Genomic DNA, 26,769 nt, shown 5'->3' on the forward strand with positions numbered 1-26,769 from the left:
CTCATTGAACCATCGTCAGCTACCGAGCGTCGAGGTGCCCGCCGCTGAGAGCAATATTCGAGCCGGACGTACCCCCCGCCTGACCGGTCCACCGATGGGCTTTCGGGGAGAACTCCTCAGGCTCACCTACGGTGGGCAGGACTACGCGGCTTTGTACGGTTCCCGAGCTGGCGGCGCCTGTCCCCGCTGTCCCTACCGTCCCCCACAGCCGACTGAACAGGGAACACGCCGGGGGACACCCGTCACGCCAGCTGTCCCCCGGCGTGTTCCGCGACGTTCAATCGACGACCGGCCGTTGCGGCGGCAGCGGCGCGGGGGCGAGGCGTTCGGCGAGCCAGCCGGGCATCTCGGCGACCGGCAGGTCACGGGCGAGGGTGTAGAGGCGGCCGGCGGCGGTGCTCCCGAAGCTAGTCCTGCGCCAATGCGGCCGGACGCGGTTGCCCCCGGGCCCCAAGGGGCGGGCCGACAAACAGCGGCTGAAACAGGGTGGCTGGCCAACCCCAATGTTTCAGCCACCGTTGAGGCCAATCTCCCCCATGCGTCCCCCGGAGCGGTCACTCAGTCGTCTTTTACCTGCTCAGTGGCGGCGTCAGGAGCGGACTGTAAATCCGTCGCGAAAGCTACAGAGGTTCGAATCCTCTACCCGCCACAGGCAGTCAGAACGGCCCCGAGAGCCGCGGAAACGCGCTCCGGGGCCGTTCTCGTTGTGATCGGGAGCCCGCACGCGAGATCCTCGACGGCATGGCCCTCGACCATCTGGCGCTCCTGCAGCAGGAGCTTGCCGCCTTCCAGGACTGTCTGACCGGCGACCTTTCCACACCCATCGAGCACTGTGGTGACTGGACACTGCACGACCTGGTCGTCCATCTGGGTCAGGAGAACCTGTGGGCGGCCGCCGCAGTCCGTGAGCGCCGGGGCGATTACGTCGCGGATCCGCCACCGGCGAACGTCGTGTCGTGGTTCGCCGACACGGCCCGCACGCTCACCGCCACGCTCGCTGTGGACCCGGCAACCGAGGCGTGGACGTTCTTCCCGCCGCGCACGGTCGGCTTCTGGCGACGCCGCCGCTGCCTCGAGACGCTCGTGCACCGCTGGGACGCCGAGCACGCCCTCAACCGGCCGGGCATGCTGAACCCCGAGTTGAGCGGCGACGGTATCGCTGAGGTCGTCGACGGTTTCGTGCCGAGACAGATTCGGCTCGGCCGGATGAGTCCGTTCCGGGCCGCGGTCCGGCTGACCGCCACCGACCTGCGAGCGTGCTGGTTGCTGGGGCACGGCGACCCGGTCGCCGAGCTGTCCGGGACCGCCGCGGACCTGCTGCTGATGCTCTGGGGGCGACGGCCCGTCCCGTGGGACAGCCTGTCCGGCGATGAGGCGAGCGCTCGCGAGGTGTTGCGCGGCCCCCTTGTGCCCTGATCAGCTGCCGGAGGACGTGCCGCGGGAGAGGCGGTGTTCCAGTTCCTCGCGCAGGTCGGCGGGGAGGGCTTCGGCCTCGAGGATGCGGGCCAGGTCTTCGGAGCGGTGCATGTAGATGTCGAAGGCCTCGGAGACGCCGATGCTGCGGGCCGGGCGGTGTACGACCTCGATCGGGTCGCCCACCTGCAGCGGGCCGGGGGTGAGCACTCGCAGGTAGGTGCCGGTGCGGGCGGCCTCGGCGAAGCGCTTCAGCCACTTCTTCTCGCCCATCTTGGCCTGGAACGTCATGCAGGGGACGCGGCCGAACGTGGGCTGGAGTTCCAGGGTGTCGCCGATGCGCCAGATCTCGCCGATCCGGGTGGCGTTGAGGTCGAGGCCCTCGGTGGTGAGGTTCTCGCCGAACCAGCCGTTGGCCAGCGGGCGGCCCAGCGCGGCTTCCCACCAGTCGTAGTCCTCGCGGGAGTAGGCGTACACGGCCTGGTCGTCGCCGCCGTGGTGCTTGACGTCGCCGATCGGGTCGCCGACCACGCCGCTGTGCAGGCCGGTGGTCTTGGGGCCGGGGGCGCGCACGTCGACCGCGTGCTCGACCGGGAGCTTGTCGATGCCGGTGTTGCCGCCGAAACGCTTGGCCGGGTTGGGCCGGGCCACGCCGACGTTCACCGAGAGCACCTTGCCATCTGTCATGCCGTGAACTCCACGATCACTCGGTCCTCGACCGGACGGAAGCCCAGTCGCTGATACAAAGCATTACTGGTCGGGTTGGCCAGGTCTGTGTTGAGCACCACGCTTTCGGCGCCGGATCCGAGGGCGGCCTGGGTCGCGGCGATGGTTACCGCGCCGGCGTAGCCGCGGCCGCGCTGCACGGGCGGCGTGTAGACCATCTGGATCCGGACCGTACCGACAGCGGGCTGGGACCGGATCGCCATGGAAACGGGGCTCCGGCCGTCGTCCCAGAGCAGGATCCCGCCGTACGCGAGAAAGCGGTCCGGATCGTCGGAGCGGCGCTCCCCGATCTCGTCGTGGAAGGCCCGCAGCCAGCCTCGCAGCAGCTCACGGTCGTCCGGGCCGGCGTAGCGGGCACTGCCCGGCGGCGGTGTGGGCGGCAGCACGAGCGTGGCCAGGCGGTAGAGGCGGGTGCGCCGGACCACGTGGGCGCGCACCCGGGCCCGGCTGCGCCAGCCCGCCGAGAACCCGTCGACCGCGCTGGCGGGCAGGTTGGCGCCGGGCAGCGGGCGGCCGGCCAGCGCCAGCACGGCCGCGGGCACGGCCGGGGTCGGCAGCTCGCTGAAGATCACCGGATAGGGCGGGGTCTGCATCAGCACTCCGGCGACCTGACCGGCGGGCGTGCTCCACCAGCCGAAGATCGGGGCTTCCGGGCCGTACGAACGCAGGTCGTGCCGCAGCGCCTCGACCATCGTGAGCAGATTCGTGTGCTCGATCGGGCGGGCGCGCAGGAAGCGGCCCGCGGTGGCGTGGAAGGTCTCGACGTCCTCGGTCAGTTGCCATGCCATAGCGCGATCATGTCGTCGCTTTGCGTCAGGCGCGACCCCTTAAAGGCCCCACACCTTGGCTATGCGGGCGAGGGACTCCTGGCGGGTGGCCGGGTCGTAGACCGTGCCGGCGAGCATCAGTTCCTGCACGCCGGTGCGCGCGACCAGCGCGTCGAGGTCGGCGACCACCTCTTCGGCGGTGCCCGCGTACTGGGTGCCTCCGAAGGTCTCGTCGACGCCCATCGCGGCGGCCTGTTCCGGCGAGACGATGGGGCCCAGACGGCCCGTACGCAGGCTCTGGAGCATCACCCGGCTCGGCCCGGCCAGATAGTGGGCCTCCTCTGTGGTCTCGGCCGCGATCACCGAGGCGCTGACCATCGCGTGGGGCTGCGGGAAGCGCGGCGACGGCTGGAACCCGGCCCGGTAGAGCTGGAGTGCGGCGGCCACGTCGGTGCCGGTCGCGAAGTGATACGCGTAACAGAAGGGCAGACCCAGGGCAGCCGCGACCTGAGCCCCGTACGTGGAGGAACCGAGCATCCAGACCTCGGGGAAGCTCTCGGCCACCGGCGTGGGGCGTAGCCGGGCGGCCGCCCCGACGTCGATCCGGTCGTCGCCGAGGAGCGCGAGCACCGTCCGCAGGTGGTCGGGGAACTGCTCGACGGTCAGATAGGGCGAGACCCCGCGCAGCGCGGCCGCCGTCGCCTGGTCGGTGCCGGGGGCGCGCCCGATGCCCAGATCGATACGCCCGGGATGCAGCGCCTCGAGCAACGCGAACTGCTCGGCGACCACGAAAGGCATGTGGTTGGGCAGCATCACGCCACCCGATCCCACCCGAATCGTTGCAGTTTGTGCCGCCACCGATGCCATCAAAACGGGCGGCGCGGTCGAGGCGACCGCCGGCATGTTGTGGTGCTCGGCGACCCAGAAGCGCTGGTAGCCGAGCTCGTCGGCGGTGCGTGCGATGTCGATCGTGCCGCGCAGCGCATCGGCACTGGAGTGCCCCTCGCGGACCGTGGCCAGGTCGAGAACGGACAGGGGGACACGGTCGGGCGGCGTCACGACTCGACCCTAGCGCGCAGCTCGCCAGCACAGACGGAGACCATGAGCTACTCAGTCCACACCACCATCGTCGGCCAGCGCCGGCCGTCCCCGGGCCTCGACGGCAAGGGAGCCGGCACGCGTCCCGCCGAGGGGACGCACATCGGCTTCCGGCCGGACATCGAGGGGCTGCGGGCCATCGCGGTGATCCTGGTGGTGCTCAGCCACGCCGGGATCGACCGGTTCGCCGGCGGGTACGTCGGGGTGGACGTCTTCTTCGTGATCTCGGGCTTCCTGATCACGACGCTGCTGGTCAAGGAGCTGGACCGGACGGGAACGGTCTCGTTGCGGGCCTTCTACGCGCGGCGGGCGATCCGGCTGCTGCCGGTCTCGACCGTGGTGCTGGTGGCGACGGTCGTGGCGGCCTGGTTCTGGCTGCCGGCCACCCGGTTCGCGTCGATCTCGAGCGATGCCCTGTTCAGCACCTTCTACGGGATCAACTGGCGGCTCGCGTACGAGGGCACCGACTATCTCAACGCGACCGCGGCGCCCTCGCCGCTGCAGCACCTGTGGTCCCTCGCGGTCGAGGAGCAGTTCTATCTGTTCTGGCCGCTTCTGCTGCTGGCCTTCTGGGCCCGCCGCCGCGTGCTGGTCGCGCTGACCGTCCTGGTCGTGGTGTCGCTGGCGATCAGCGTGCAGCAGACCGTGGCCGCCGCGCCGTGGGCCTACTTCGGATCGCACACGCGCGCCTGGGAACTGGGCATCGGCGCGCTCGTGGCCATCGCCGGGGGCTTTCTGCGGCGTACGCCCAAGGGTGTGGCCGCCCTGCTCACATGGGCCGGCTTACTGGCTGTGGTCGCGGCCGCCATCACCTTCGACAAGTCGACGCCGTTCCCCGGCTACGCCGCGCTGCTGCCCGTCCTCGGCACCGCCGCGGTGATCGCCGGTGGCGCCTCGAGCGGCGGCTGGGGTGCGAGCCGCGTGATCGGGACCGGCCCGTTCCGGTTCGTCGGCAAGCTTTCGTACGGCTGGTACCTGTGGCACTGGCCGGTGCTGATGATCTGGCCGCTCGCCCTCGGGCGTGACCCGGGCGTCAAGTCCAACCTGGCTTTCGCCGCGGCCACCCTCGGACTGGCCTGGGTCACCTATCACCTGGTCGAGAACCCGGTCCGGACGCGGCCGTGGCTGCGCCGCCGGGCCCGGCGGGGAGTGGCCATGGGCCTGATCCTGTCGGCCTCGGCCGCCGTGCTCGCGCTGATCGCCGGCCAGTTCACCCCCGCCCTGCCGACCGGGCCCGCTGCGCCCGACGTACGGGCCGAACTGGCCACCGCGTACGAGCCGCAAGCCCGCCTCACCCAGCTGATCACCGCCTCGCTCGGCCGTACCCGGCTGCCGCGGAACCTCACGCCCCGGCTCGCCGACGCGCTGAGCCAGAGCCCGCGGATCTATCAGGACCAGTGCCACTCGAACTACACCCAGGCGCGGCCGAACCGGCCCTGCGTCTACGGCGACCCCGACGGCGCCCGAACGATGTACCTGATCGGCGACTCGCACGCCGCGCACTGGTTCCCGGCCGTCGAGGCGGCCGCCCGCAACCACGGCTGGCGGCTGGTGGCGCTGACCAAGGCTGCCTGCCAGCTGCCCCAGGTGCTGACCTGGAACGAGGTGCTCAAACGCCCCTACACCGAATGCGTGACCTGGCGGAACCAGGTGGCGCAGCGGATCGTGCGGGACAAGCCCGACCTGATCGTGATGGCCTCCAACGACCTCGACAACGGCGGCCTGATCGGCCCCGGCGGCCGGACCATGGCCCGCCCGGCCGACCCGCTCTGGGTGCGCGGCTGGCAGCAGACCTGGCACCTGTTCAGCGGCACGCCGATGGTGCTGCTGCAGGACACGCCGCTGCCGAAGGGCAACGCCCCCGAGTGCGCGGCGGTGAACGCGCGCCGTCTCGCGAAGTGCGCCCGCCCGATCGCGCGGGCGATCAGCGAGCGGCCCCGGCGCGACCTGGTCGCGGACGCCGCACGCGCCTCGGGCCTGCGGGTGATCGACCCGACGCCGTGGCTGTGCGGCCAGGGCAAGTGCCCGGTCATCGTGGGCAACACGCTGGTCTACAAGGACAACAGCCACCTGACCGTCGCCTACGCCCAGGCGATCGCCCCGGTGGTCGAGCGGGCGATCTTCCCCCGCCGCTAGCGGCGCTGCTGGGCGCGGATGACCTGAACGCCGACGGTCACCGCGGCCAGGGCGGCGCCGGGCACGGCCAGCCACACCGGCCACGGGTAGATGTCGGTCTCGACGCTCACCGCGACCAGCGCGTAGACCACCAGGTTGACCACGGCCAGGGCGGCCCAGATGGTCCACAGCACGAGCATCGCGGTGGGCAGCCGGCGGGCGCGGCGACGCTGCTCGGACTCGTGCCGGGAGCGCACCTCGTGCGCGCTGAGGCCCGGACGGGGCAGGTCGGTGAGGAGCATCAGCAGCTCCTGGTAGGTCTTGGCCGCGTACGCCAGGCCGACCCGCTCGTCGTACTCGTGCAGGGTCAGGCGGCCCTCGTCGAGCGCGGTCTTCAACTGGTCGGCGACCTTCTGCCGATCCGTGTCGGCGGCGCGCATCGTCTCGATGTCAGCCCGGACATCTTTCGTCATCGGACGCTCCTTTACGCACCCCGTCGATCGCGTCAGGCTATCCGAGTCGCACGAGCGCCCGGCAGGGGGAAAACCATGAGATTGCGCCTCGAAAACCTTCGTCAGCAGAGGTACGGCGATGTGGTCGAGCGCCATCGGAGCGCATACGACCGGAGCGCCGCCGCCGACCGCGACACGCGCACCAAAGACCACTGGAAACTGGACGAACGGGCGGCCTTCCTCGACCGGTTGCGCGCCGCCGGCGCCCGAACCCTGCTCGAAGTGGGCTGCGGAACCGGTCAGGACAGCCTCTACTTCCAGCAGGAGGGTTTGGAAGTCAGGGCCGTCGACGTGTCGCCCGCGATGGTCGAGCGCACCCGGGCCAAAGGGATCGAGGCTTCCGTACGGGACGTTCTGGATCTCGGCTTTCCGGAGTCCACCTTCGACGCGGTCTACTCGCTCAACACCCTGCTGCACGTCCCGAACGCGGACCTCGACGCCGCGCTCCGGGCGATCCGGACGGTCCTCGTGCCGGGCGGGCTGTTCTATCTGGGCGTCTACGGCGGCGAGGACGAGGAGGGCGTAGCCCTCGAGGACGTCCACGTGCCGCCGCGGTTCTTCTCGTTCCGCTCGGACAAGCAGTTGCTGACGCACGCCGAGCGCGCCTTCGAAATCCTCGACTTCCACATCCACGACGCCGCCGACCTGCGCTTCCAGGCGCTCACCCTGGTCAAGCCGGCCGCCGCGTCAACCGGTGGTTCCTGATCGCCCCAGCAGGGCGCTCAGCCCGCCAAATGATCGCTCACGCCGCGGTCGAGCGGCCGGTCAACCGATGCGGCGGCGCAGCAGAGACGCGACTTCGAGCTGGAACGGAAATGGCTCCTCGCGGGCCAGTACCTGGCCGGGACCCACGACCTCGACCGAGGCGTAGTGGTCGCCGTCCAGGCGTTGAAGGTGCAGCTCCACCGAGTCCTGGGGCTGTTCCACCCGCAGGTACCAGCCGATCCGCGCCGCCGCATACAACTGAGGCTTGAGCAACCGATCCGTTCCGGCGTTACTCGGTGAGACCACTTCGACGACCAGCTCGGTCTCGGCGGCCTCCACCGTCGTACCGACGTCGTCCGTATCGGCCACGAGTAGGTCCGGCTGCAGTATGCGACCGCCGGCCAACCGCAGGTTGACGTCCTGCAGCACCAGGAGCCCGGCCCGCTCGGCTGCGCCACAAAGGCCCATCGCCAGCAGGAAAGCGATGTGCTGGTGACGCTTGCTCGGTGCGGGACCGGCCCACAGGCTCCCATCGACCAGCTCGACCCGGTTCGAGGTCTTGCCCAGCGCGAAGAACTCGTCCTCGCTCCACGGTTCCGGATGCTCCAGCAATGCCATGCCCATCGGATCGCCCAACCTGTCGGCGGGTGTTGCCCCCGGCGCGCCAAGTCAAGCGCTACCCAGGCGACCTGTGCGGCCGCATCTGCGGTCTGACCTGCCACCTCGCCGAGCCAGTCGGTCGACACCGCTGGTCACCAAGCACCTTGTCATGAGACCAGAGCAGCCGTCAAGGCCGTCCCTGAACGTGGCCGATTCGGCTACATCGACTCGGCGGCCAGGGCCACGCGCAGGCGGTCGCTGGCGCGCTCGTCGGCTCGGGCGATCGAGCCGTGGGGCACCGCGGCGACCAGGGCAGCCACCGTCAGTACGCCTGCGACCAGGGCGAAGGCCCAGCTGAGGCCGCCCGGCTGGTCGACGATCGCGCCGGCCAGGGCGCCGCCGGCGGCGCTGCCGGCCACCGAGACGGTGACGACCCAGGTGTAGGCCTCGTTGAGCATCGCGGGCGGGGACAGGCGGCCGACCAGGTTGGTTTCGACGGTCAGGGCCGGAGCGATCACGGCGCCGCCCAGGACCAGGGCCATGCCGAGCCAGAGAGGGCTGGGCATGAAGGCCAGCACCAGGAAGCTCAGCGCCACGCCGCCCAGCAGCCAGGCGAACTGTCGCGGCAGGGCCATCGCGGGGCGCCGGGTGCCGAACCAGATGCCGCCGAGGGCGCTGCCTACGCCCCAGATTCCGAGCAGTACGCCGCCCATGCCGTCGCCGCCGCCGTGCTGGCTCGCGTAGGCGGGAACGATGACGCCGGCCGCGCCGAAGCCGATGCCCAGCGCGATGACGCAGACGAGCAGGGCCGGGAAGCCGGAGACCTTCAGCGGGCCGAGACCGCGGGCCTCGTTGGTGTGCGCGTGCCGGTGGTGGCGCCGCATGACCGGCAGCCGTGAGATCACCAGGGTGCCGATCAGGGTCGCCACCGCGGCTCCGACCAGCGCGGCGGCCGGGCTGGCGACCACGACGAAGCCGGCCACCAGGATGGGGCCGAGCACGAAGACCAGCTCGAACAGCGAGGTCTCGGCGGCGATGGCGGCGCCGCGCAGGTGGTGCTGACCGCTGCCCGGCTCGGTCATGTCTGTCCACGCGCGACGGATCGCGGCGGTCAGGGGCGGGTAGGTGGCGCCGGCTACGGCGGCGGCCACGAAGATCGCGGACTGCGCGCTGATCAGCACCAGGGCGATGAGGGCGAGCGGGTGCAGCACCGCGGTGGTGACGAGGATCGGTGCGGGGCCGATGCGGTCGGCCAGCCGGCCCGCGACCGGGCTGATCGCCGCGCCCGCGAGGGCGTAGAGGCCGCCCGCCAGGCCGGCCACGGCGTAGCTGCCGGTGGCCTGCTCGACCAGCAACAGCAGCGCGAGCGGGGTCATGCCGATGCCGAGACGGGCCAAGATCCCGACGCTCAGAAGAACCCGCCCGCCCGGCAGATGCCAAACGCCCAGGTACTGACGCAGCGCGGTCACTTCACACTCTCCTCGGTAATGAGTCAACAGGCCTTCGGACCTTAACGCCGGGGCCGCGCGCAACACATCCGGAATACGGGGGGTGGTGTTCGGAAACACAGAGAGGGGCCGCCCTGTCGGACGGCCCCTCTTGGACGGAGGTCAGCGGACGTACTGGATGGCTCCGGCCTGCTCGCGCAGGCGGGCGACGCGCTGTTCCATCGGCGGGTGGGTCGAGAACAGCTTCGAGATGCCGCCGGCCCGGAACGGGTTGGCGATCATCAGGTGCGCCGCGCTGGTCAGCTGGTTGTCGGCCGGCAGAGGCAGACGCTGGGCACCGTACTGGATCTTCTCGAGAGCACTGGCGAGGGCCAGCGGGTCACCGGTCAGCGTCGCGCCGTCGGCGTCCGCCTGGAACTCGCGGTTGCGGCTGATGGCCAGCTGGATGATGGTCGCGGCCAGCGGGCCGAGGATCAACATCAGCAGCAGGGCCGCCGGGTTGGGGCTGTCCTCGTCGTCCGAACCACCGAGCGGCAGGAAGATCGCCAGGTGGGCCAGGCTGGTGACGATGCCGGCCAGGGCGCCGGCCACGCTCGAGATCAGGATGTCGCGGTTGTAGACGTGCGACAGCTCGTGCCCGATCACGGCGCGCAGCTCACGCTGGCTGAGCAGCTGGGTGATGCCGGTGGTCACGGCGACCGCCGCGTGCTCCGGGTTGCGGCCGGTCGCGAACGCGTTCGGCTGCATCGTCGGCGAGACGTAGAGGCGCGGCATCGGCTGCCCCGCACTGGTCGCCAGCTCGCGCACCGTCTGATGGAGCCAGGGCGCCTCGGCCTCGCTGACCGGCTGCGCGCGCATCGCCCGCAGAGCCAGCTTGTCCGAGAAGAAGTAAAAGCCGGCGTTCATGGCCAGCGAGAGGAAGACCGCGAACACGAGACCGCCACTGCCGCCGAGCCAATAGCCGGCGCCCAGGATGATGGCCGTCAGCAGACCCAGCAGAGCGGCCGTTTTGAGACCGTTGTGATGGCTGTGCAACAGGAACTCCTTCGATCTGCGGCCCGGTGGGGGCCACGCATCGATGGAACGTCGCCGGCCTGCGGTTTCATCCGGGTTGCGCTGTGAGTTCGCTGTAGGCGATCAGGTGGTCACGCCCTAGGTGAGCGCGTTGAACAGGAGTTGCGGAGCGAAGCCGAGGGCGATGGCGGCCGCCGCGGCGGTGATCAGGGCCGCGGCCACGGAGCGGGTCACCGGCAGGCGCGGGTGCAGGGCCGCTTCCAGCAGGTCGGGGTCGGCCACGGGAACGCCCACCCGGGGCGGGGCGGCGTAGAGCAGGGCTCCCACCCGTACGTAATAGGCCAGGGCGATCACCGCGTTGAGGGCCACCGCCACGGCCAGCCAGGTCTGGTCGTTCTCGATCAGGGCGTCGACCACGGTGACCTTGGCGAAGAGGCCGGCCAGGCCGGGTGGCAGTCCGGCCAGACCAGCCAGGGCCAGCACCAGGGCCGCGCCCAGCCAGGGGGAACGACGGCCGGCTCCGCGGTAGGCCGCGATCTCGCCGCCGTCGGCGCCGGGCGGGCGCAGCGCCGCGACCACGCCGAAGGCGATGAACTCGAGAACCACGAAGAAGACGGTGTACGCGGCCGCTGCCTCCAGGCCGTCGGCGCCCAGCGCCAAGGGGGCCAGGATGTATCCCGCCTGGGCGATCGACGACCAGGCCAGCAGGCGGACCATGCGGGTCTGGCGCAGGGCCACCAGGTTGCCGACGGTCATGGTCAGCAGGGCCAGGAAGGCGGTCAGGGCGGCCGCGTCGAGGCGGCTGACGATCGCGGCCAGGGCCAGGACGCCGCCCAGCTTGGAGGCGGTGGAGAGGTAGGCAGCGACCGGCAGCGGAGAACCCTCGTAGGTGGGCGGGGCCCAGGCGTGCAGGGGCACGGCCGCGACCTTGAAGGCCAGGCCGATGACCAGCAGGGCCACGCCGGCCGTGGCCACGGGGGCGGTCACGCCGGCGCCCTCGATCAGGCGGTCGAAGTGCAGGGCTCCGGTGGCGGCGTAGTTCAGGGCCGCGCCCAGCAGGGCGATGGCCGTGGAGACGACGCTGATCAGGAAGAACGTGACCGAGGCGGAGGCGCCCGACGTCGTGACGCGTTCCCCGGGGGCGAAGCGGCGCAGGCCCACCAGCAGATAGAGCGGCAGGGTCAGCGTCTCCAGGCCGACGATCAGGGTGATCAGATCTCCGGCGTACGCGACCACGACGCCACCGGTCATCGAGGCGGCCAGCAGGAAGCAGAACTCGCCGACCGGCGCCGTGCCCAGGCGCAGCGAGGGGCTCGAAAGGGCCAGCACCCCGACGGTGAGCAGGGCGAACACGACGGCCGAGGTGGCTGCCAGCGGGGTCGGGACCCACGAGCAGGCGCTGCCGTTCGGATCGCAGAACGTGCCCGCCCGGGCGCCGGTGACGATCGCGGCGACCACGGTGGCCAGGCCGCCCGCGGTCAGGGTGCCGATGGTGGCGGCGCGGCGGGCGATCAGCAGGTCGGCCAGCAACACCAGCACGGCGGTGCCGGCCGCGGCGTACAGCGGCAGCAGTGAGATGTGATCCACGGTCTGGGCCCTCATCGGAGTGCCTCCGTCAAGGCTCGTACGGGAGCGCTCGTCGCGGCCAGCACCAGGCTGGGCGCCACGCCCACGGCGAGCGTGAGGACCACGAGAGGTGACCAGGCCAGCCACTCGGCGCGGGTGACGGCGTACGGCTCCGCCACCGCCACCGCCGGGCCGTGCGTGACCTTGCGGAGCAGACGCAGGAAGTACGCCGCGGTCAGCGCGCCGCCGATCGCGGCCAGCACAGCCAGCGTCACCCACAGGCCGCCGCCGCGCTGCACGGCCGCGACCACGGCGAACGCCTCGCCCCAGAAGCCGGCCAGGCCGGGCAGGCCCAGCGACGCGATGGCGGCGAAGCCGAGCAGGCCGGCCAGCCGCGGTGCGGTCTCGCGCAGGCCGCCGAGGTCGGCCAGTTCACCGGTGTGCGCCCTGTCCTTGATCGCGCCGGCCAGGAAGAACAGCAGGCCGGTGATCAGCCCGTGTGCGACGTTGCCGAGCAGCGCCGCCTGCAGGCCGGTCGCGTTGAGCGCGGCGATGCCGAGCAGCACGAAGCCCATGTGGCCGACGCTCGAGTAGGCGATCAGGCGCTTCAGTTCGGTCTGGCGCAGGCAGATCAGCGCTCCGGCCAGGATCGCGGCCACGGCCAGGATGCCGAGCAGCGGCGCGGCCCACTCCGCGCCCAGCGGGGCGACGCCGACACCGACCCGGATCAGGCCGTACGTGCCCATCTTGAGCAGGACGCCGGCCAGGATCACCGAGCCGACCGTCGGGGCCTGGGTGTGGGCGTCGGGCAGCCAGGTGTGCAGGGGCCAGAGCGGGGCCTTCACGGCGAACGCGAGAGCGAACAGGGCGAACGCGGCGTACTGCGTCGAACGGCTGAGATCGGCGCCACCGGCGAGCCGGGCCAGGTCGCCGGTGCCGGCCGCGACGGTGACGGTGATGACGCCGAGCAGCAGCAACACCGAGCCGAACAGCGTGTAGAGCACGAACTTGCGCGCGGCCCGGCGTCTGTCCTCGCCGCCCCAGCCCGCGATCACCGCGTACATGGGCAGCAGCACGACCTCGAAGAACAGGAAGAACAGGATCAGGTCGAGGGCCAGGAAGGTGCCGAGGATGCCGGCTTCGAGGACCAGCAACAGGGCGACCAGCGTACGACCGGAGCCGCCGGCCGGGACCCGCCACATCGTGTACGCGCAGCAGAGCACCGTGAGCAGGCCGGTCAGCGCGACCAGGGGGTACGAGACGCCGTCGACGCCCAGGTGGAAGTCGAGGCGCAGCGCGGGGACCCAGGACACGTCGAATTCGGCCCACGGCCGTACGGCGAGAGGGGTGGCCGAATAGGCCGACCAGGCCTCGTCGCGGGCGAACGCCAGCAGCGCGATCGGGATCAGGGTGACCGCGGCGAAGATCGTGCCGGTGAGGCGGGCCGCGCTGTCGAGGCGTGCCGGGAACAGCGCGAGGACGCCCGCGCCGACAGCCGGGACGAGCAGGACGGCGAGCAGGGCCACGGTCATGCGGCGGCTCCGAACAGAACGGCTACGGCGCCGAGGAGCAGAGCGCCGGCGAGGACGGCTGCCGCGGCGGCGGGCAGCGGGATGCGGTGGGCGTAGGCGAGCGCGGCGCCGACGCGGGAGGTGGTGGTGCCGGTGCCCTCGACGGCGGCGTCCACCACCCGGGTGTCGACGGTGAGGACCGCACGAGCGAGCGCCCGCACGGGTCGTACAAGAAGACGATTTTGAATGTCATCGAGGCGGAAACCGGCCGCCAGCAGGGGGCGCGTGCGGCCCAGGGCCATCGCGGGATCGACGCCGGGCACCGCGCGCCACAGCCACCAGGCGGCCGTCGCACCGGCCGCGAGCAGGATCAACGGCAGGACGACGGCCACGCTGAGATGGGGTTCGTCCAGTTCCAGGGCCGTACGGAAGCCGGGGGCGTACGCGGCCAGGCCGAGCAGCACCGAGGGGATCACCAGCAGCAGGATCGGCCAGCGCATCGCGCCCGGCGGATCGTGCGGGGCCGCGGGCCGGGTGTAGCGGGCGTCGTCGAAGCCCACCTCCCAGTCCGGACCGTCGGCGCCGTGCGCGCGGGAGTGGCCGAGGAATCCCCAGAGCAGCAGGCGGGTCGCGTACCAGGCGGTGATCCCGACGGCGAAGAGCGCGGCGATCCAGACCACCCAGCCGACCCAGACCGGCGCTGTCTCGCCGCCCTCGGTGGCGTGCGCGGCCGCGGTCAGAACGTTCTCCTTCGACCAGAAGCCGGCCAGCGGCGGGAGGCCGGCCAGCGCGCCCAGCCCGGCGACGAACGCCCAGAACGTGACCGGCATGTGCTCGCGCAGGCCGCCCATGCGGGAGAGGTAGTTGGTGCCGACCGCGTGGATGACCGCACCGGCCGCGAGGAAGAGCAGAGCCTTGAACGCCGCGTGTGTCAGCAGGTGGAACAGCGCGGCGGCGGGAGAGCCGACGGCGAGGGCGCCGGTCATGTACCCGATCTGACTGACCGTCGACCAGGCGAGAACACGCTTCAGGTCGTCCTGGGCCATCGCGCTGAACGCGCCGAGCAGGATCGTGATCGCGGCCATCACGCCGAGCACGGCCAGGGCGGCCGGAGACTGCTCGAAGAGCGGGTACAGGCGGAAGACCACGTAGACGCCGGCCGCGACCATCGTGGCCGCATGGATCAGGGCCGAGATCGGGGTGGGGCCGGCCATCGCGTCGGGCAGCCACGTGTGCAGGGGGAACTGGGCGCTCTTGCCGGCCACCCCGGCCAGGATCAGCAGCAGCGCGGCGGTGTGCGGCGGCTGGGCCAGGACGTCGGCCAGGCGGCTGCTGCCGGCGTCGACGATCAGGAAGGCCACGCCGAGCAGGAAGCCGATGTCGCCGACACGGGTGACCACGAACGCCTTCACGGCCGCGGCGGGCGCCTCGGGCAGGCGGCGGTCGTGGCCGATGAGCAGGTAGGAGCAGGCGCCCATGATCTCCCAGCCGACGACCACACCGATCAGGTCGCCGCTGGTCACCACCAGGAGCATGGCTCCGGTGAACAGGCTGATCTGCGCTGCGTACGGGGCGTAGCGCGGGTCGTCGTGCAGGTAGGCCACCGAGTAGATCTGCACGAAGAGAGCCACCGTGGCCACGGCCAGAGCGACGTAGAGGGCGGCGTGCCCGACCGAGATGCCGAGCGTGAGGTCGATATCGCCGAGGCTGACCCAGTGTGCCGACAGCTCGACCGGCTTGGTAGCGAAGAGTAGGACGCCGAGCGTCACGAGCAGTGAGACGGCGGCGCCGGCAATACCGAGGGTCGCGGCGGGGCGGCGACGCTGTGTGTCATCGCCGGGCGGCAGGAGCAGGCCGGCCAGACCCAGAAGCAGCGGTACGGCGGGAATCAGGACGGCGGCGTTCACCCGGACACCCGCTCGTGGTCGTGCTCGTGCAGCGCCACGTCGTCGAGCACCACGTCCCGGCGCAGGCGGTAGTACTGGAGGATGATCGCCAGGCCGACGCCGACCTCGGCCGCGGCCAGCACGATGACGAAGAGGGCGAAGATCGCGCCGGCCCTCGGCTCGGGGACCGGATAGGCCCAGGCCTCGGGCTGGACGCCGGCGAGCGCGGACTTGATGGTGGCGTCGGCGGCGACCAGGATCAGGTTGACCGCGTTGAGCATGAGCTCGACGGCCATCAGGACGAGGATGGCGTTGCGCCGGCGCAGGACGCCGTAGACGCCGAGCGCGAAGAGCAAACCGGCGATGACGTACGGGATGACCGCGTGCATCAGGTCTCCTCGTCGTCCTGGGCGGGGGGCTTCGGCAGCGCCGGCCCTTTGTCCGCGCTTGCGGGCAGCGCCCGGTCGTTGCCGCGCGGCAGCGCCCGGTCGGTGCCTCGTGGTAGCGCCCGGTCGTTGCCGGTTGGCAGCGTGCGGGCCGGGTTCTCGTGGCTGGTGCCCTCGATGACCCGCGGTCGGCCCTCTTGGGATGTTTCCGGATTTTCCGGTGGGCCACCCAGGGTGGGGCCGGCCTCGCGCGCGCGGAAGACGACGTCGTGGGCCTGTTCCCTGAGGACGTCCTCGCGGGTCTTCACACCGGCGGTCTCGGTCGGCGGGGCGCCGGCGTTCTCGGCCGCGCGCTGAGCCCGGAGCCGATCCTGCGCGGCGGCCTGGCGGGCGGCGATGCGCTCGAGCCGGGCCTTCACCTCGTCCGATTCGTCGACCGGGCCGGGCGGAGGCACGTCCGAGTCGGCCGGGGCGTTCGGGTCGGGACGGGCCCCGATGTCCGGGCGGGAGAGAACGATCGCGCCGACCAGTGCGGCCAGCAGCAGGATCGACAGCACCTCGAACGGCAGCACCCAGGCGCCGAAGATCTGCTCGCCGACGCGGCGGCCGGTGCCGGCCGGGGGCAGTTCGAACTCCGTCCAGCGGAACGCGTCGATCAGCAGGACGGTCAGGCCGAGCCCTACGCCGCCGCCGACCAGGGCGGCCGGCAGTGCGGGGCGGTCGAGATCCGGGGACGGGCCGATCGGGGCCCGGGTCAGCATGACGGCGAACAACAGCAGCACGACCACCGCGCCGACGTAGACCAGGATCTGCACCCAGGCGACCAACTCGGCGCCCAGCACGAGGTAGAGGCCGGCGGTCGCGCCCAGGCTGACCACCAGATAGAAACCGGCGCGGACCAGGTGCGCGCTGGTGACGACGAAGACGGCGGAACCGACCGCGATCGCGCCGAGAGCCAGCATCAGCGCGTCCGCTACGGTCACCGGCCCGTCTCCGGTTCGTCCTTCTCGGCCGGCGCCGCCTTTTCAACAGGCTCAGCCGCGGCCGGCTCGGCAGCGGCGGGAGCGGCGGGGCGGCGTACGGGAGGCCTTGCGGTCTTGGCGGCCGTGGCCGCACCTGGACCGGCTGCCTTGCGCGCCGCCGTGGCCTCCTCCTTCGAGGGCTCGCCGAGCACGTCGTGGGCCGGCGGCGGAGGCACGGTGCGCATCCACTCCCCCAGCCTGTCCTTGTCGTGCAGCAGGTCGAGGACGTCGGTCTCGGCGTACTCGAACTCGGGCGTCCAGTGCAGCGCGTCGAACGGGCAGACCTCGATGCAGATGCCGCAGTACATGCAGAGCGAGAAATCGATGTCGAACCGGTCGAGCACATTGCGCTGCCGCGACCGCGCCGCGCCGGGGACGACGACTTCTTCCTTGTGCGAGTCGATGTAGATGCACCAGTCCGGGCACTCGCGGGCGCACAGCATGCAGACCGTGCAGTTCTCCTCGGAGAGGGCGATGACCCCACGGCTGCGCGGCGGCAACTCGGGTTCGACATCCGGGTACTGCTGGGTGGTCGACCGCTGGGTCATCGTCTTGAGCGTGACGGCGAGCCCTTGCACCAGCCCCTTGCCGGGCATGCCGCGCTCCCCGTCGTCACTCACAAACGCATATCCTGCCCCGTCACCCCATTTGATGCGAGCACACCCCCATCAGATCTTGCGGTAGGTTTGCAGCCGAGTACGAGAGCCGGCGCCCGGGAGGCCTCTCATGACCGCTGCCACCAGCGACATGCCACCTCAGGGCGACTGGACTTCAGACGATCTTGATCGTCTCCCCGAGGACGGCGTCCGTCGCGAGATCATCGATGGAATTCTCCACGTGACCCCCTCCCCCTCGAGCGTCCACCAGACGCTCGCCCTGCTGCTGGGCTCGGCTCTGGTGAGATCGTGCCCCGACCATCTGTTTGTCAGCCAGGCCAACGACGTGATCCTCAGTCCGCAGCGGCGCTATGTGCCCGACCTCCTGGTGGTCACCTTCGAAGCGGCGAAATCGAAGACCGGAAAATTTACTTCCGATGAAGTGGTGCTGGCGGCCGAGATCGTGTCGCCCAGCACCAAGAGCATCGATTCGCTCACGAAGCCGGCCTTCTACGCCCACGCTGGAATCCCGTTCTATTGGTTGATCGAGACCAACGACGGGATCACCGTGAGCGTGTACGAGCTGAACACGGACGAGAGGATCTACGAGCCGCTGGAGACGTTCAGCGGCGACGACACGATCAGGCTCGACCGCCCCTGGCAGATCGAGATCCCGCTGACGTCCATTCGGCCGCGCAACCTCTGACGCAGAGGCTCGGCTCGGCGATTCGGATCTTCCGGTACGGTGAAATCACGAGGCGCCCTGGAGGATCCGATGACCGCTGCGATGAGCGACATGCCGCACGCGGACGGCTGGACCACCGATGATCTCGATGCCCTGCCGGATGACGGCGTGCGTCGCGAGTTGCTCGACGGAGTGCTCCTCGTGTCACCTTCCCCCACCGACGTTCATCAGATCATCGCGATGCGCCTCGGCGTCGCGCTGGAGGACTCCTGTCCGCCCGAGTTCCAGGTCACTCAAGGGGTCGAGGTCCGCCTGAGCACACGGCGGTCCTTCATCCCCGACGTGCTGGTCGCCACCGAGCAGGCCGCCCGCCGGCGTTCCGGCATCTATGCGCCGCACGAGGTGGTGCTCGCGGTCGAGATCGTGTCGCCCACGTCGGTGAGCATGGATCGCATCACCAAACCCGCGCTCTACGCCGCCGCGGGCATCCCGCACTACTGGATCGTCGAGAGCGATCCCGGTCTGGCCGTGCAGGCCTACCAGCTCGACGCCGGCGCCGGGATCTATCGTCCGGCCGGAACCTTCGAGGCCGAGATCGCGGTGCCCGAGCCTTGGCCGATCGCCATCTCGATCAAGAAGCTCACGCCGCGCTTCCTCTGACCCTCGGTCACATGATCACCTTGACCACCGTGGTCAGCACGAGCTGACCCAGCGCCACCGGCACCAGGACCAGCCAGCAGAGCCTTTGCAGCTGATCCTCGCGGAGCCGGGGGTAGCTCACGCGGAACCAGATGATCACGAACGAGACGGCGAAGATCTTGACCAGCGTCCACAGCCAGCCGAGCTGGTCGGCGAACGGGCCGTGCCAGCCGCCCAGGAACAACACGGTGGTCAGGGCGGCGATGACGACGATGCCCACGTACTCGGCGAGCAGGAAGAACGCGAACCGCAGCCCGGTGTACTCGGTCATGTAGCCGAAGACCAGCTCGGAGTCGGCGATCGGCATGTCGAACGGCGGGCGGCGGATCTCGGCCAGCCCGGCGATGAAGAAGACGATCGCCGCCGGGGCCTGCCAGAGCAGCCACCACGGGCGCCACGCCTCGACGATGCCGGGCAGGCTCAGCGTCCCCGCCGCCATGGCGACACTGGCCGCGGCGAGCACGAGGGGAAGCTCGTACCCCAGCAGCTGAGCCGCCCCGCGCAGGCCACCGAGCAGGCTGTACTTGTTGGCGGAGGCCCAGGCCGACATGAGCACGGCCAGCACGCCCACGCCGAGCACGGCCAGCACGAAGAAGAGCCCGACGTCGAGCGCCTGGGCGACGAGACCGTTCGGGCCGAGCGGTATGACCAGCAGAACCAGCAGGTACGGGAACAGGGCCACGATCGGGGCCAGCCGGAAGACCCGCCGGTCGGCCTCCCCGGGCGTGACGTCCTCCTTCTGGACGAACTTCACCCCGTCGGCGACGAGCTGCGCCCAGCCGTGGAAGGCCCCCGCGTACATCGGGCCGAGCCGCCCCTGCATGTGGGCCATCACCTTGTGTTCGGCCTGCCCCACCACCAGCGGCAGCACGAGAAAGGCGGCCACCACGGCGACCACCCGCACAATGAGATCGAGCCAGACCGGCATCAGGCGCCGTCCCCGGCCTCGTCGGGCGCCGGAGTGGGCGTGCGCGGAGTCCCGGGACGTCGCGGGCGGGCCGGAGCGGGTGGCGCCTGCCCGGCCTTGGGACCCCACTCGTTCGGGTCGGGGACGCCGGGTGGGCGCATGGGAGCGCGCTTCGTCGTGCCGGCCTCGGACTCGCCGGGCTCCTTGGCGCCGGGCCAGGCCTTGGCCACTCGGGAGGCGAGCACGAACTCCTTACGCAGCGGGTGGCCCTCGAACCCGGGCGGCAGCAGCAGCGGCCGCAGGTCGGGGTGGCGGGCGAACGCGATGCCGAACATCTCGTACGTCTCGCGTTCGTGCCACGCGGCCCCGGGGAACAGCTCGATCACCGACTCGATCACCGGGTTGTCGCGGGGAACGAGCGTGCGCAGCAGCAGGGCGTGCCGGCGGCGTGTGGAGTAGAGGTGGGCGACCACCCGGAAGCCCTCGTCGAGCTCGTCGACGGCCGAGAGCCAGTCGAAGTAGTCGCAGCCCAGAGCGCCGTTGTGCTTGGCCGTCCCCACAGTTTCCCACCACCGGGCGACCGGGACGTCGACCACCGCACGCTCGTGCCCGGGGCCGCCACCGGAGAGGCCGGCGACGATCTCGCCCGGCGGCGCGTCCGGGGAGTCGTCCGTCAGCAACGCCACCAGGCGCTCACCGACCTCTTCAGGCGTCATGGGCTCATCTTATGATCCGACCGGCCGCCCGCAGTCCCCGCAGCGGGGTGTGGGATCAGAGACCGGGCAGGCGGCCGTTGCGGAACACGTCGACGAAGTCCTGGTGGTCCTCGCGGGCCTGGTCGCCGTAGCGGTGGGCGAACTCGACCAGGTGCCGTACGAAGCCGGGCTCGTCCTTGTCGATCTCGGCCACGATCGCCTCCTCGGTCGAGAAGTCGACCAGGTCGTGGCTGGACTCGTCGTCGGCCACCGAATGCATGCGGGCCACGGCCCGGCCCAGGTCGTTGATGACCCCGCGCAGCTCGTCGGCCTCGTTGACATCGGACCAGTCGAGGTCGGCCGCGTACGGGGAGACCTCGGCGACCAGCTGGCCGACACCCTCGAGAGTGGTGTAGCCGACCCACGGATCGGCGTGCGCCTGCAACGCGTGCTGGGACTCGGCGGTGCGGTGGCCCTGGTGCTTGAAGTACGACCGCACCCGGTCGTCGTCGATCCAGCGCGCGACCGCCGGCACCTGGGCCTGCTTCATGTAGATGACGACATCGTTCTCGAGCGCCTGGGTGTGGCCCTCGAGCAGCAGGTTGTAGGACGGCAGGCCGGCCGAGCCGATGCCGACACCCTTGCGCAGCTTGATGTCCTTGATGTTGGTCGCCACCGGACGACCGACGGCGGGCAGCGTCTCGAGATAGCGGTCGAAGGCCTCGCGCACCGCGGCGCCGGTGGTCTCGTCGACCTCGAACACGCCGTCGGCCAGGGCGAAGCGGCGCTCGTAGTCTTCGATCGTGGTCTGCGCGGCGAGCAGGTCGATGCGGGTGTTGAGCCGCGCCTGCTGGAGCACGCGGCGCAACACCCCGGCCGCGGTGCCGAGGGTGATCGAGCCGATCGCGTCGTCGCCGCCGTGCGCGATGGCCCGCAGCTCCGTCAGGTAGGACTGGGCGAAGCCGGTGACCAGCTGCGAGATGTCGTCGTCGGAGAGGGCCTTCTGGTAGCCGATCAGCGCCAGGCTCGCCGAGAACCGCTTGAGATCCCACGAGAACGGTCCGACGTACGCCTCATCGAAGTCGTTGACGTTGAACACGAGCTGGCCCGACGAGTTCATGTAGGTGCCGAAGTTCTCGGCGTGCAGGTCGCCGTGGATCCACACCCGGCTGGTCCGCTCGTCGAGGAAGCTCGAGTCCGCGTACGCGCCGGTGAGGTCGGCGTAGAAGAGCGAGGCGCTGCCCCGGTAGAAGGCGAAGGGCGACGCGGCCATCTTGCGGAACTTGCGCCGGAAGGCGGGGGGATCGACGGCGATCAACTCGCCGAATTCCCTGGTCAGAACGTCGATGATGAAGTCGGCCCGCGACTGATCGCTCATAGTGCGGAGACTAGTCCCCACTTGCCGCCGGCGGGGCCACCATCGGGGCGGGCGGAGCCACCAACGGGGAAGTCAGTGCCGCCGCATCGCGGCCGGCACCAGCCGTTCGGCCCGCGGCAAGTGGGTCGGGTCGGGACACTCCGCCCGGACCGGACTGCTCGGCGGCGATCTTCTCTTGCAGGCGCAGGATGCCGTGCAGCAGCGCCTCGGGCCGCGGCGGGCAGCCCGGCACATAGACGTCGACCGGGATGATCTGGTCGACGCCCTTGGTCACCGAGTAGGAATCCCAGTAGGGGCCGCCGCAGTTCGCGCAGGAGCCGAACGAGATGACGTATTTCGGCTCGGGCATCTGGTCGTAGAGCCGCTTGATGGCGGGGGCCATCTTGTCGGTGACCGTGCCCGACACGACCATCAGGTCGGCCTGGCGCGGACCGTGCGCGAACGGGATGACCCCCATGCGCATGAAGTCGTGCCGGCTCATGCTGGACGCGATGAACTCGATCGCGCAGCACGCCAGCCCGAAGTTGAACACCCAGAGGGAGTAGCGCCGGCCCCAGTTCAGCACGAACTTGATGGGTTCCCCGAGCACTCCTGGCAGACCGGCCACGACGTCAACCTACTCCGCGGCCGCGGGGGGTGTGGTCGCGGAGCGCTGCCCGTGCAGCGGATGGCCGAAGAACGGGCTGCCCGATGCGGGCGGGGGCTCGGCCGGCGGATTGCCCGGCAACGGCGGCGCCGGGCGTTGCAGCAGGCTGAGGAAGCCGGTGAGCAGCGCCTCGCGCAGGGCGGGCGGGGCGACGTTGAGCAGCGAGTTGACCGCGGCCATGCGGGTGAAGTCGCCGGCGCCGAGCCCCAAGCCATCGGCCAGGCCGCCGATCAGCTCGGGGGTCACCATCTCGGGGGTGAGCACGGCCGCCGCTTCGAGCAGCTGCGCCGGGATGTCAGCCGGGCCGGAGGCCTGTGCCGCGGCCACCGCGGCGACCAGGTCGGGGCCGAACTCGGCAGCGGTGGCGGCCACCGAGGCGGTCACCGTCAGGTGGATGGTGGCGGGCATCTTCTCGTAGGCCATCTGGGGCTGGGTGTGCCAGCCGCGGGCGGCCAGCTCGTCGGCCAGCACGAAGAGGTCGACACCCTCGGAGGCGAGGCAGACGACGCTGGTCTCGGGTGGGGCGAACAACCGCACGCCCTCGGTGGTGCGCACCGCCTCGGCCAGGACGGACACGGCCTCGCGGGTGCGGGCGGCGAGCTCGAGGTAACCCGCGTCGCCGATATGGCGGAGGGTGGCCACGGCCGCGGCGATCGGACCGCCGGACCGGGTGGACGAGATGACCGGATTGATCATGGTGTAGCCGGGCCAGCCGGCGTACGCGAAATACTGCGGCAGGCGCAACGCCTCGTCGCGGTGCAGCAGGATCGAGACGCCCTTGGGCGCGTACGCGTATTTGTGCAGGTCGACCGAGATGCTGGTGACCCCGGGGACGGCGAAGTCGAAGGGCGGCAGGTCGGCGCCGAGGCGGCGCAGGTAGGGCAGCACCCAGCCGCCGAAGCAGGCGTCGACGTGGAAGCGCACGCCCCGCTCGGCCGCGGCCGCCGCGATCCCGGCGATCGGGTCGACCACGCCGTGGGCGTAGGAGGGCGCGGACGCCGCCACCAGCACGGTGTCGGGGCTGATGGCCGCGGCCATCGCCCCCGGGTCGGCCCGCAGATCGTCGCCGACCGGAACCACGTCGAGAGCGACGCGCAGATAGTGGGCGGCCTTCGTGAACGCTGCGTGCGCGGTCGAGGGGATCACGAGGCGCGGGGTCGCGAGACCGGGCCGGGAGTCGCGCGCCGCCTTCACCGCGAGGATCAGCGACTCGGTGCCGCCGCTGGTGATGCTGCCGACCGTGTGCTCGTCGCCGCCGAGCAGCCGGGCCGCGGCGCCGACCAGGGCGTTCTCCATCGCCAGGAGCGACGGGAAGGCCGTCGGGTCGAGGCCGTTGACGTGCGCGGAGATGGCGTGGGCGGCGCGGGCCAGATCGTCGAGACCGTCGAGCGCGGGATCGTAGACGTAGGCGAACAAACGGCCGCCGTGGGTGGGCAGGTCGGCGACTCGGAGCCCCCGCAACTCGGCAAGGATCTGGTCACTCGGAACGCCCTCTGCGGGCAGCGCCTCGAACATGGCGAGAACGCTAGTCGAAGCGGACGGAGGGGATAAGCGTCTTCGGTCGGTGCCGGGCCCCCGCGAAGGTACTGGGTCGGGCCTGGCCCGCCGGTACCGAAGACGCTATCGGGAGACGTCCCGGTAGGCGCGTAATAGAACGACCGCGAAGCCGACCAGCACGGCCGGCAACACGGTGAATCCGAGCAGCACGCCGAGCCGTGCGGTGTCGTCCTGCGGGGCGGCCTCGCCGCTCGACGACGAGACGTATCCGAAGACTTGGAGCACCAATGCGAACAGCCCCGGCCCGAGCGCCAGCCCCAGGGTCTCCCCCGCCGTCCACAACCCGGTGAAGACGCCGGCCTGGCGGCGGCCCGTGCGCTCGGTGTCGTAGGCGATGCAGTCGGGCAGCATCGCCATCGCGAAGACCTGCTGCCCCGCGTAACCGACGCCGACCACCGCCACCAGCGAATAGACGGCCACGGCGGGCAGCGCCGGCGCGGCCAGCAGCGCGAGGGCGCCGACGGCGAAGAGCAACGACCCGGCGGCCAGCGAGCCGGGCTTGCCGATGCGGCCGCCGACCCGGCTCCACAACGGCATGACCAGCAGGGCCGGCCCCACGAAGGCCGCGAAGAGGAAGGTGGCGCCCGACTCGCGTCCGACGACGTGGTCGGCGAAGTACTGCACGCCGGCGAGCATCGTGCCGATGCCGACGGCCTGAATGATCCAGAGGAGCAGCAATGCCCGGAAGGGACCGTTGGCCATCGCGATCCGGATCTGCGTCCGCAGGTCGGGCTCCACCGCCTCGACCGAGCGCGAGTCGGCCGTGCGCGTGCCGAAGTAGACGCCGAGCGTGCCCACGACGATGAGCGCGCCGACGAAGACGCCGGACCATCGGTGGCCGGCGAGGCCGCCGCCGGTCTGCTCGACGACGAGCGGGGCGAGGGCGCCCGAGATGAGGATGGCCAGCGCCAGCACGGCGACCCGCCAGGTCATCAGGCGCGTGCGCTCCGCGTATCCGTCGGTCAGCTCGGCCGGCATCGCCACGTAGGGCACCTGGAAGAACGCGTACGCGGTGGCGGCGGCGAGGAAGGCGAGGGCGACGTACGCGCCGGCTCCGGCCCCGCTGCCCACCGGCCCGGCGAAGATCGCGGCGAAGAGCACGGCGAGCAGCAGACCCGCGACGAGAAGGAACGGCCGTCGATCGCCACGGCGGTCCGAGATCCGGCCCGCGATCGGGTTGACCAGCACGTCCCACGCTTTCGGCAGCAGTACGAGCAGCCCGGCCACGCCAGCCGCCACACCTAACGTATCGGTCAGATAGGGCAGCAGGAGCAATCCCGGCACGGTGCCGAAGGCGCCCGTGACCAGCGAACCCAGCGAATATCCCGCCAAAACACGACGTGGCAGGACGGCCACCGCGTGTACACCGGGAGTGGGATCAGCGGTCGTCATGACCGCGGATGGTAACCATGATCATGCGATGACGCCTACGCTTCGCCAGATGAAAAAGGTTGCGGCCGGGGTCGCGGCGAGCCACCCGGCCACGGCCGGGGCGGGGCTGCGGGTTCTGCGGGACGGGGGCACGGCGGCCGACGCGGCCGTGGCGGCGGTGCTGGCCTGCTGCGCCACCGAGACCATCTACACCGGACTGGGCGGCGGCGGGTTCGCGACGTACTTCGACGCGAGCACCGGCCGGGCCACGTGCCTCGACTTCTTCGTCTCGGTGCCGGGCACCGACGGCGACCGGCAGGCAGGTCCCATGGTCGCCATCGATGTGTTCTTCGGCGGGATGCCGCAGGTCTACTCGATCGGGGGCGCCAGCGTCGCGGTCCCGGGCGTGCCGGCCGGGTGCGGCGAGGTGCACCGGCGCTGGGGCCGGCTGCCGTGGGCCGAGGTCGTGCAGCCGGCGGTCGAACTGGCGACCAGCGGCGTGCCGGTGCCGGCGGCGCACGCGCTGACCCTCGACTCCTGCGCGCCGGCGCTGGCGTGGGGTGAGGGCGCTTCCGTGTACACGCCCCACGGCCGCCGGCTCCAGGGCGGTGACCTGCTGTTCCACGATGGACTGGGCCGGGCGATGACCACGCTGGCCGAGGCCGGGCCGCAGGTTTTCTACACCGGCGAGTACGCCGGGGTCATGGTCGACGCGGTTCGTGCGGCCGGGGGCAGCCTGGGGCGGCGCGATCTGGCGGAGTACCAGGTGCTCGACACGCCGGTCGACCACGCGACGCTGGCCGGGCACCGGGTGCTCGCACGCCACGACCTCAACCGCACTGTCGACACGATCGCGGGGCTGCCGGCTGACCTGTCCCGTCCGGGGCGGGCCGTGAAAGTCGCCGCAGCGCTGCGCGACCAGGGCCGGCAGAAGATCGGCGACACCACCAATGTGTCGGTGGTCGATTCGGACGGTAACGCCTGCGTGATCACCACGACGCTGGGGCTGGGCTCGGGGGTCTGGCTCCCGGGGCTCGGCATCAACCTCAACTCGATGCTGGGCGAGGGTGAGCTCGTGACCGACGACCTGATTCCCGGCCGCCGGATGTCCTCGAACATGTGCCCGCTGGTGGTGATTTCCCCGGAAGGGGAACTCGCGGTGGCGGCGGGGTCGGCGGGAGCGAGCCGGATCCGCACCGCCCTGGTCGACACGTTGCTGGGGGTGCTGGTCGACGGGCTCGAGATGGCCGAGGCGACCGGGCGGCCGCGCTTCCACGTCGTCGACGACACCGTGCACGTCGAGCCGGGCTACCCGCGGGACGAACTGGGCGCGCTGGCCGCGGCCGGGTGGCAGATCAAGCAGTGGCCTGGGCTCAATCACTACTTCGGCGGGGTCACCGCGGTCGGCCGGGCCGGCGCGGCGGGCGATCCCCGCCGCGACGGCGTCGGCCTGCTTCTCTGAACCA

General features: G+C 71.2%; 23 protein-coding genes and 3 pseudogenes. 6 read left to right on the forward strand and 20 right to left on the reverse strand.

Translation table 11 applies throughout. The features are described 5' to 3' along the window. Window positions 1-283: 283 nt before the first annotated feature. Window positions 284-403, reverse strand: a pseudogene (locus tag KXC43_RS50845) (bifunctional DNA primase/polymerase); the annotation flags it as partial. Between the two features lie 338 nt (window positions 404-741). On the opposite strand from KXC43_RS50845, the gene KXC43_RS16375 reads away from it, so the two are divergent. Continuing rightward, window positions 742-1,416, forward strand: a complete 675-nt coding sequence (locus KXC43_RS16375) for a maleylpyruvate isomerase family mycothiol-dependent enzyme (protein WP_221376897.1) — start codon at window positions 742-744, stop codon at window positions 1,414-1,416. Here KXC43_RS16375 and KXC43_RS16380 read toward each other — a convergent pair whose 3' ends face one another. Genes KXC43_RS16380 through KXC43_RS16390 form a run of 3 tightly spaced genes read right to left on the reverse strand, consistent with a single transcriptional unit; the run spans window position 1,417 to window position 3,965 of the window. Continuing rightward, window positions 1,417-2,100, reverse strand: coding sequence for an MOSC domain-containing protein (locus KXC43_RS16380; protein WP_221376898.1), 684 nt, complete (start codon window positions 2,098-2,100; stop codon window positions 1,417-1,419). After that, window positions 2,097-2,927 (reverse strand): GNAT family N-acetyltransferase, encoded by an 831-nt coding sequence (locus KXC43_RS16385; protein WP_221376899.1) that lies wholly within the window; start codon window positions 2,925-2,927, stop codon window positions 2,097-2,099. Before KXC43_RS16385 ends, KXC43_RS16380 begins: the two co-directional genes overlap by 4 nt. 39 nt (window positions 2,928-2,966) lie before the next feature. Beyond that, window positions 2,967-3,965 carry an LLM class flavin-dependent oxidoreductase gene (locus KXC43_RS16390; protein ID WP_221376900.1) on the reverse strand — a complete coding sequence of 333 codons (999 nt, stop codon included), beginning with the start codon at window positions 3,963-3,965 and terminating at the stop codon, window positions 2,967-2,969. Between the two features lie 42 nt (window positions 3,966-4,007). On the opposite strand from KXC43_RS16390, the gene KXC43_RS16395 reads away from it, so the two are divergent. Further along, window positions 4,008-6,140, forward strand: coding sequence for an acyltransferase family protein (locus KXC43_RS16395; protein WP_221376901.1), 2,133 nt, complete (start codon window positions 4,008-4,010; stop codon window positions 6,138-6,140). Here the strand turns inward: KXC43_RS16395 and KXC43_RS16400 are convergent. Further along, the gene (locus tag KXC43_RS16400) at window positions 6,137-6,559 is read right to left on the reverse strand and encodes a DUF1707 SHOCT-like domain-containing protein (RefSeq protein WP_221377106.1); all 423 of its coding nucleotides are present in this window, start codon (window positions 6,557-6,559) and stop codon (window positions 6,137-6,139) included. The genes KXC43_RS16395 and KXC43_RS16400 overlap by 4 nt on opposite strands. Before the next feature lie 108 nt (window positions 6,560-6,667). Between KXC43_RS16400 and KXC43_RS16405 the strand changes: the two genes are divergently transcribed. Then, the gene (locus tag KXC43_RS16405) at window positions 6,668-7,336 is read left to right on the forward strand and encodes a class I SAM-dependent methyltransferase (protein WP_221376902.1); all 669 of its coding nucleotides are present in this window, start codon (window positions 6,668-6,670) and stop codon (window positions 7,334-7,336) included. Between the two features lie 60 nt (window positions 7,337-7,396). Here KXC43_RS16405 and KXC43_RS16410 read toward each other — a convergent pair whose 3' ends face one another. The 9 genes and pseudogenes from KXC43_RS16410 to KXC43_RS16450 all read right to left on the reverse strand — a co-directional run bounded on the left by KXC43_RS16410 (window position 7,397) and on the right by KXC43_RS16450 (window position 17,365). Next, window positions 7,397-7,972, reverse strand: coding sequence for a Uma2 family endonuclease (locus KXC43_RS16410; protein ID WP_255644134.1), 576 nt, complete (start codon window positions 7,970-7,972; stop codon window positions 7,397-7,399). A gap of 182 nt (window positions 7,973-8,154) precedes the next feature. Beyond that, the gene (locus KXC43_RS16415) at window positions 8,155-9,405 is read right to left on the reverse strand and encodes an MFS transporter (protein ID WP_221376903.1); all 1,251 of its coding nucleotides are present in this window, start codon (window positions 9,403-9,405) and stop codon (window positions 8,155-8,157) included. 141 nt (window positions 9,406-9,546) lie between these two features. Continuing rightward, window positions 9,547-10,419, reverse strand: coding sequence for a zinc metalloprotease HtpX (gene htpX, locus KXC43_RS16420; RefSeq protein WP_221376904.1), 873 nt, complete (start codon window positions 10,417-10,419; stop codon window positions 9,547-9,549). Between the two features lie 117 nt (window positions 10,420-10,536). Then, window positions 10,537-12,000 carry an NADH-quinone oxidoreductase subunit N gene (locus KXC43_RS16425; protein WP_221376905.1) on the reverse strand — a complete coding sequence of 488 codons (1,464 nt, stop codon included), beginning with the start codon at window positions 11,998-12,000 and terminating at the stop codon, window positions 10,537-10,539. Beyond that, the gene (locus KXC43_RS16430; RefSeq protein ID WP_221376906.1) at window positions 11,997-13,496 is read right to left on the reverse strand and encodes a complex I subunit 4 family protein; all 1,500 of its coding nucleotides are present in this window, start codon (window positions 13,494-13,496) and stop codon (window positions 11,997-11,999) included. Before KXC43_RS16430 ends, KXC43_RS16425 begins: the two co-directional genes overlap by 4 nt. Continuing rightward, the gene (locus KXC43_RS16435) at window positions 13,493-15,382 is read right to left on the reverse strand and encodes an NADH-quinone oxidoreductase subunit 5 family protein (RefSeq protein WP_221376907.1); all 1,890 of its coding nucleotides are present in this window, start codon (window positions 15,380-15,382) and stop codon (window positions 13,493-13,495) included. Before KXC43_RS16435 ends, KXC43_RS16430 begins: the two co-directional genes overlap by 4 nt. Continuing rightward, entirely contained in the window at window positions 15,379-15,750 is a 372-nt protein-coding gene (gene nuoK / locus KXC43_RS16440) for an NADH-quinone oxidoreductase subunit NuoK (RefSeq protein WP_221376908.1), read from the reverse strand. Before nuoK ends, KXC43_RS16435 begins: the two co-directional genes overlap by 4 nt. 479 nt (window positions 15,751-16,229) lie before the next feature. Then, window positions 16,230-16,730, reverse strand: a pseudogene (locus KXC43_RS16445) (NADH-quinone oxidoreductase subunit J family protein); the annotation flags it as partial. After that, complete coding sequence (locus KXC43_RS16450; RefSeq protein ID WP_221377108.1) at window positions 16,727-17,365, reverse strand: NuoI/complex I 23 kDa subunit family protein; 639 nt, start codon at window positions 17,363-17,365, stop codon at window positions 16,727-16,729. The pseudogene KXC43_RS16445 and the gene KXC43_RS16450, both read right to left, overlap by 4 nt. 130 nt (window positions 17,366-17,495) lie before the next feature. Between KXC43_RS16450 and KXC43_RS16455 the strand changes: the two genes are divergently transcribed. Then, window positions 17,496-18,071, forward strand: a complete 576-nt coding sequence (locus KXC43_RS16455) for a Uma2 family endonuclease (protein ID WP_221376909.1) — start codon at window positions 17,496-17,498, stop codon at window positions 18,069-18,071. Between the two features lie 69 nt (window positions 18,072-18,140). Beyond that, window positions 18,141-18,710 carry a Uma2 family endonuclease gene (locus KXC43_RS16460; protein ID WP_221376910.1) on the forward strand — a complete coding sequence of 190 codons (570 nt, stop codon included), beginning with the start codon at window positions 18,141-18,143 and terminating at the stop codon, window positions 18,708-18,710. Between the two features lie 7 nt (window positions 18,711-18,717). Here KXC43_RS16460 and KXC43_RS16465 read toward each other — a convergent pair whose 3' ends face one another. The 6 genes and pseudogenes from KXC43_RS16465 to KXC43_RS16490 form a co-directional block, all read right to left on the reverse strand. Next, on the reverse strand, window positions 18,718-19,677 hold the full coding sequence (locus KXC43_RS16465; protein WP_221376911.1) for a complex I subunit 1/NuoH family protein: 960 nt from the start codon (window positions 19,675-19,677) through the stop codon (window positions 18,718-18,720). Further along, window positions 19,677-20,372 (reverse strand): NADH-quinone oxidoreductase subunit C, encoded by a 696-nt coding sequence (locus KXC43_RS16470; protein ID WP_221376912.1) that lies wholly within the window; start codon window positions 20,370-20,372, stop codon window positions 19,677-19,679. The genes KXC43_RS16465 and KXC43_RS16470 overlap by 1 nt, the downstream gene beginning before the upstream one ends. A gap of 55 nt (window positions 20,373-20,427) precedes the next feature. Then, complete coding sequence (locus tag KXC43_RS16475) at window positions 20,428-21,729, reverse strand: DUF2252 domain-containing protein (protein ID WP_221376913.1); 1,302 nt, start codon at window positions 21,727-21,729, stop codon at window positions 20,428-20,430. A 10-nt stretch (window positions 21,730-21,739) separates the two neighbouring features. Further along, window positions 21,740-22,336: an NADH-quinone oxidoreductase subunit B gene (locus KXC43_RS16480; protein ID WP_221376914.1), complete on the reverse strand. Its 597-nt coding sequence runs from the start codon at window positions 22,334-22,336 to the stop codon at window positions 21,740-21,742. A 129-nt stretch (window positions 22,337-22,465) separates the two neighbouring features. Beyond that, a pseudogene (locus tag KXC43_RS16485) lies at window positions 22,466-23,890 on the reverse strand (pyridoxal phosphate-dependent decarboxylase family protein); the annotation flags it as partial. A gap of 105 nt (window positions 23,891-23,995) precedes the next feature. After that, window positions 23,996-25,324, reverse strand: a complete 1,329-nt coding sequence (locus tag KXC43_RS16490; RefSeq protein WP_221376916.1) for an MFS transporter — start codon at window positions 25,322-25,324, stop codon at window positions 23,996-23,998. A gap of 49 nt (window positions 25,325-25,373) precedes the next feature. On the opposite strand from KXC43_RS16490, the gene KXC43_RS16495 reads away from it, so the two are divergent. Then, on the forward strand, window positions 25,374-26,765 hold the full coding sequence (locus tag KXC43_RS16495) for a gamma-glutamyltransferase (RefSeq protein WP_221376917.1): 1,392 nt from the start codon (window positions 25,374-25,376) through the stop codon (window positions 26,763-26,765). Window positions 26,766-26,769: the final 4 nt, after the last annotated feature.

It is taken from the genome of Paractinoplanes polyasparticus (assembly GCF_019710575.1).
GTDB classification, from domain to species: domain Bacteria; phylum Actinomycetota; class Actinomycetes; order Mycobacteriales; family Micromonosporaceae; genus Actinoplanes; species Actinoplanes polyasparticus.

What these genes read in the sequence shown, in the direction of transcription:
- KXC43_RS16375 (WP_221376897.1), top strand. Translation starts at nt 742, where the DNA reads ATGGCCCTCGACCATCTGGCGCTCCTGCAGCAGGAGCTTGCCGCCTTC.
- KXC43_RS16380 (WP_221376898.1), bottom strand. Translation starts at nt 2,100, where the DNA reads ATGACAGATGGCAAGGTGCTCTCGGTGAACGTCGGCGTGGCCCGGCCC.
- KXC43_RS16385 (WP_221376899.1), bottom strand. Translation starts at nt 2,927, where the DNA reads ATGGCATGGCAACTGACCGAGGACGTCGAGACCTTCCACGCCACCGCG.
- KXC43_RS16395 (WP_221376901.1), top strand. Translation starts at nt 4,008, where the DNA reads ATGAGCTACTCAGTCCACACCACCATCGTCGGCCAGCGCCGGCCGTCC.
- KXC43_RS16400 (WP_221377106.1), bottom strand. Translation starts at nt 6,559, where the DNA reads ATGCGCGCCGCCGACACGGATCGGCAGAAGGTCGCCGACCAGTTGAAG.
- KXC43_RS16405 (WP_221376902.1), top strand. Translation starts at nt 6,668, where the DNA reads ATGAGATTGCGCCTCGAAAACCTTCGTCAGCAGAGGTACGGCGATGTG.
- KXC43_RS16425 (WP_221376905.1), bottom strand. Translation starts at nt 12,000, where the DNA reads ATGAGGGCCCAGACCGTGGATCACATCTCACTGCTGCCGCTGTACGCC.
- KXC43_RS16430 (WP_221376906.1), bottom strand. Translation starts at nt 13,496, where the DNA reads ATGACCGTGGCCCTGCTCGCCGTCCTGCTCGTCCCGGCTGTCGGCGCG.
- nuoK (WP_221376908.1), bottom strand. Translation starts at nt 15,750, where the DNA reads ATGCACGCGGTCATCCCGTACGTCATCGCCGGTTTGCTCTTCGCGCTC.
- KXC43_RS16450 (WP_221377108.1), bottom strand. Translation starts at nt 17,365, where the DNA reads ATGCCCGGCAAGGGGCTGGTGCAAGGGCTCGCCGTCACGCTCAAGACG.
- KXC43_RS16455 (WP_221376909.1), top strand. Translation starts at nt 17,496, where the DNA reads ATGACCGCTGCCACCAGCGACATGCCACCTCAGGGCGACTGGACTTCA.
- KXC43_RS16460 (WP_221376910.1), top strand. Translation starts at nt 18,141, where the DNA reads ATGACCGCTGCGATGAGCGACATGCCGCACGCGGACGGCTGGACCACC.
- KXC43_RS16465 (WP_221376911.1), bottom strand. Translation starts at nt 19,677, where the DNA reads ATGCCGGTCTGGCTCGATCTCATTGTGCGGGTGGTCGCCGTGGTGGCC.
- KXC43_RS16470 (WP_221376912.1), bottom strand. Translation starts at nt 20,372, where the DNA reads ATGACGCCTGAAGAGGTCGGTGAGCGCCTGGTGGCGTTGCTGACGGAC.
- KXC43_RS16475 (WP_221376913.1), bottom strand. Translation starts at nt 21,729, where the DNA reads ATGAGCGATCAGTCGCGGGCCGACTTCATCATCGACGTTCTGACCAGG.
- KXC43_RS16490 (WP_221376916.1), bottom strand. Translation starts at nt 25,324, where the DNA reads ATGACGACCGCTGATCCCACTCCCGGTGTACACGCGGTGGCCGTCCTG.
- KXC43_RS16495 (WP_221376917.1), top strand. Translation starts at nt 25,374, where the DNA reads ATGAAAAAGGTTGCGGCCGGGGTCGCGGCGAGCCACCCGGCCACGGCC.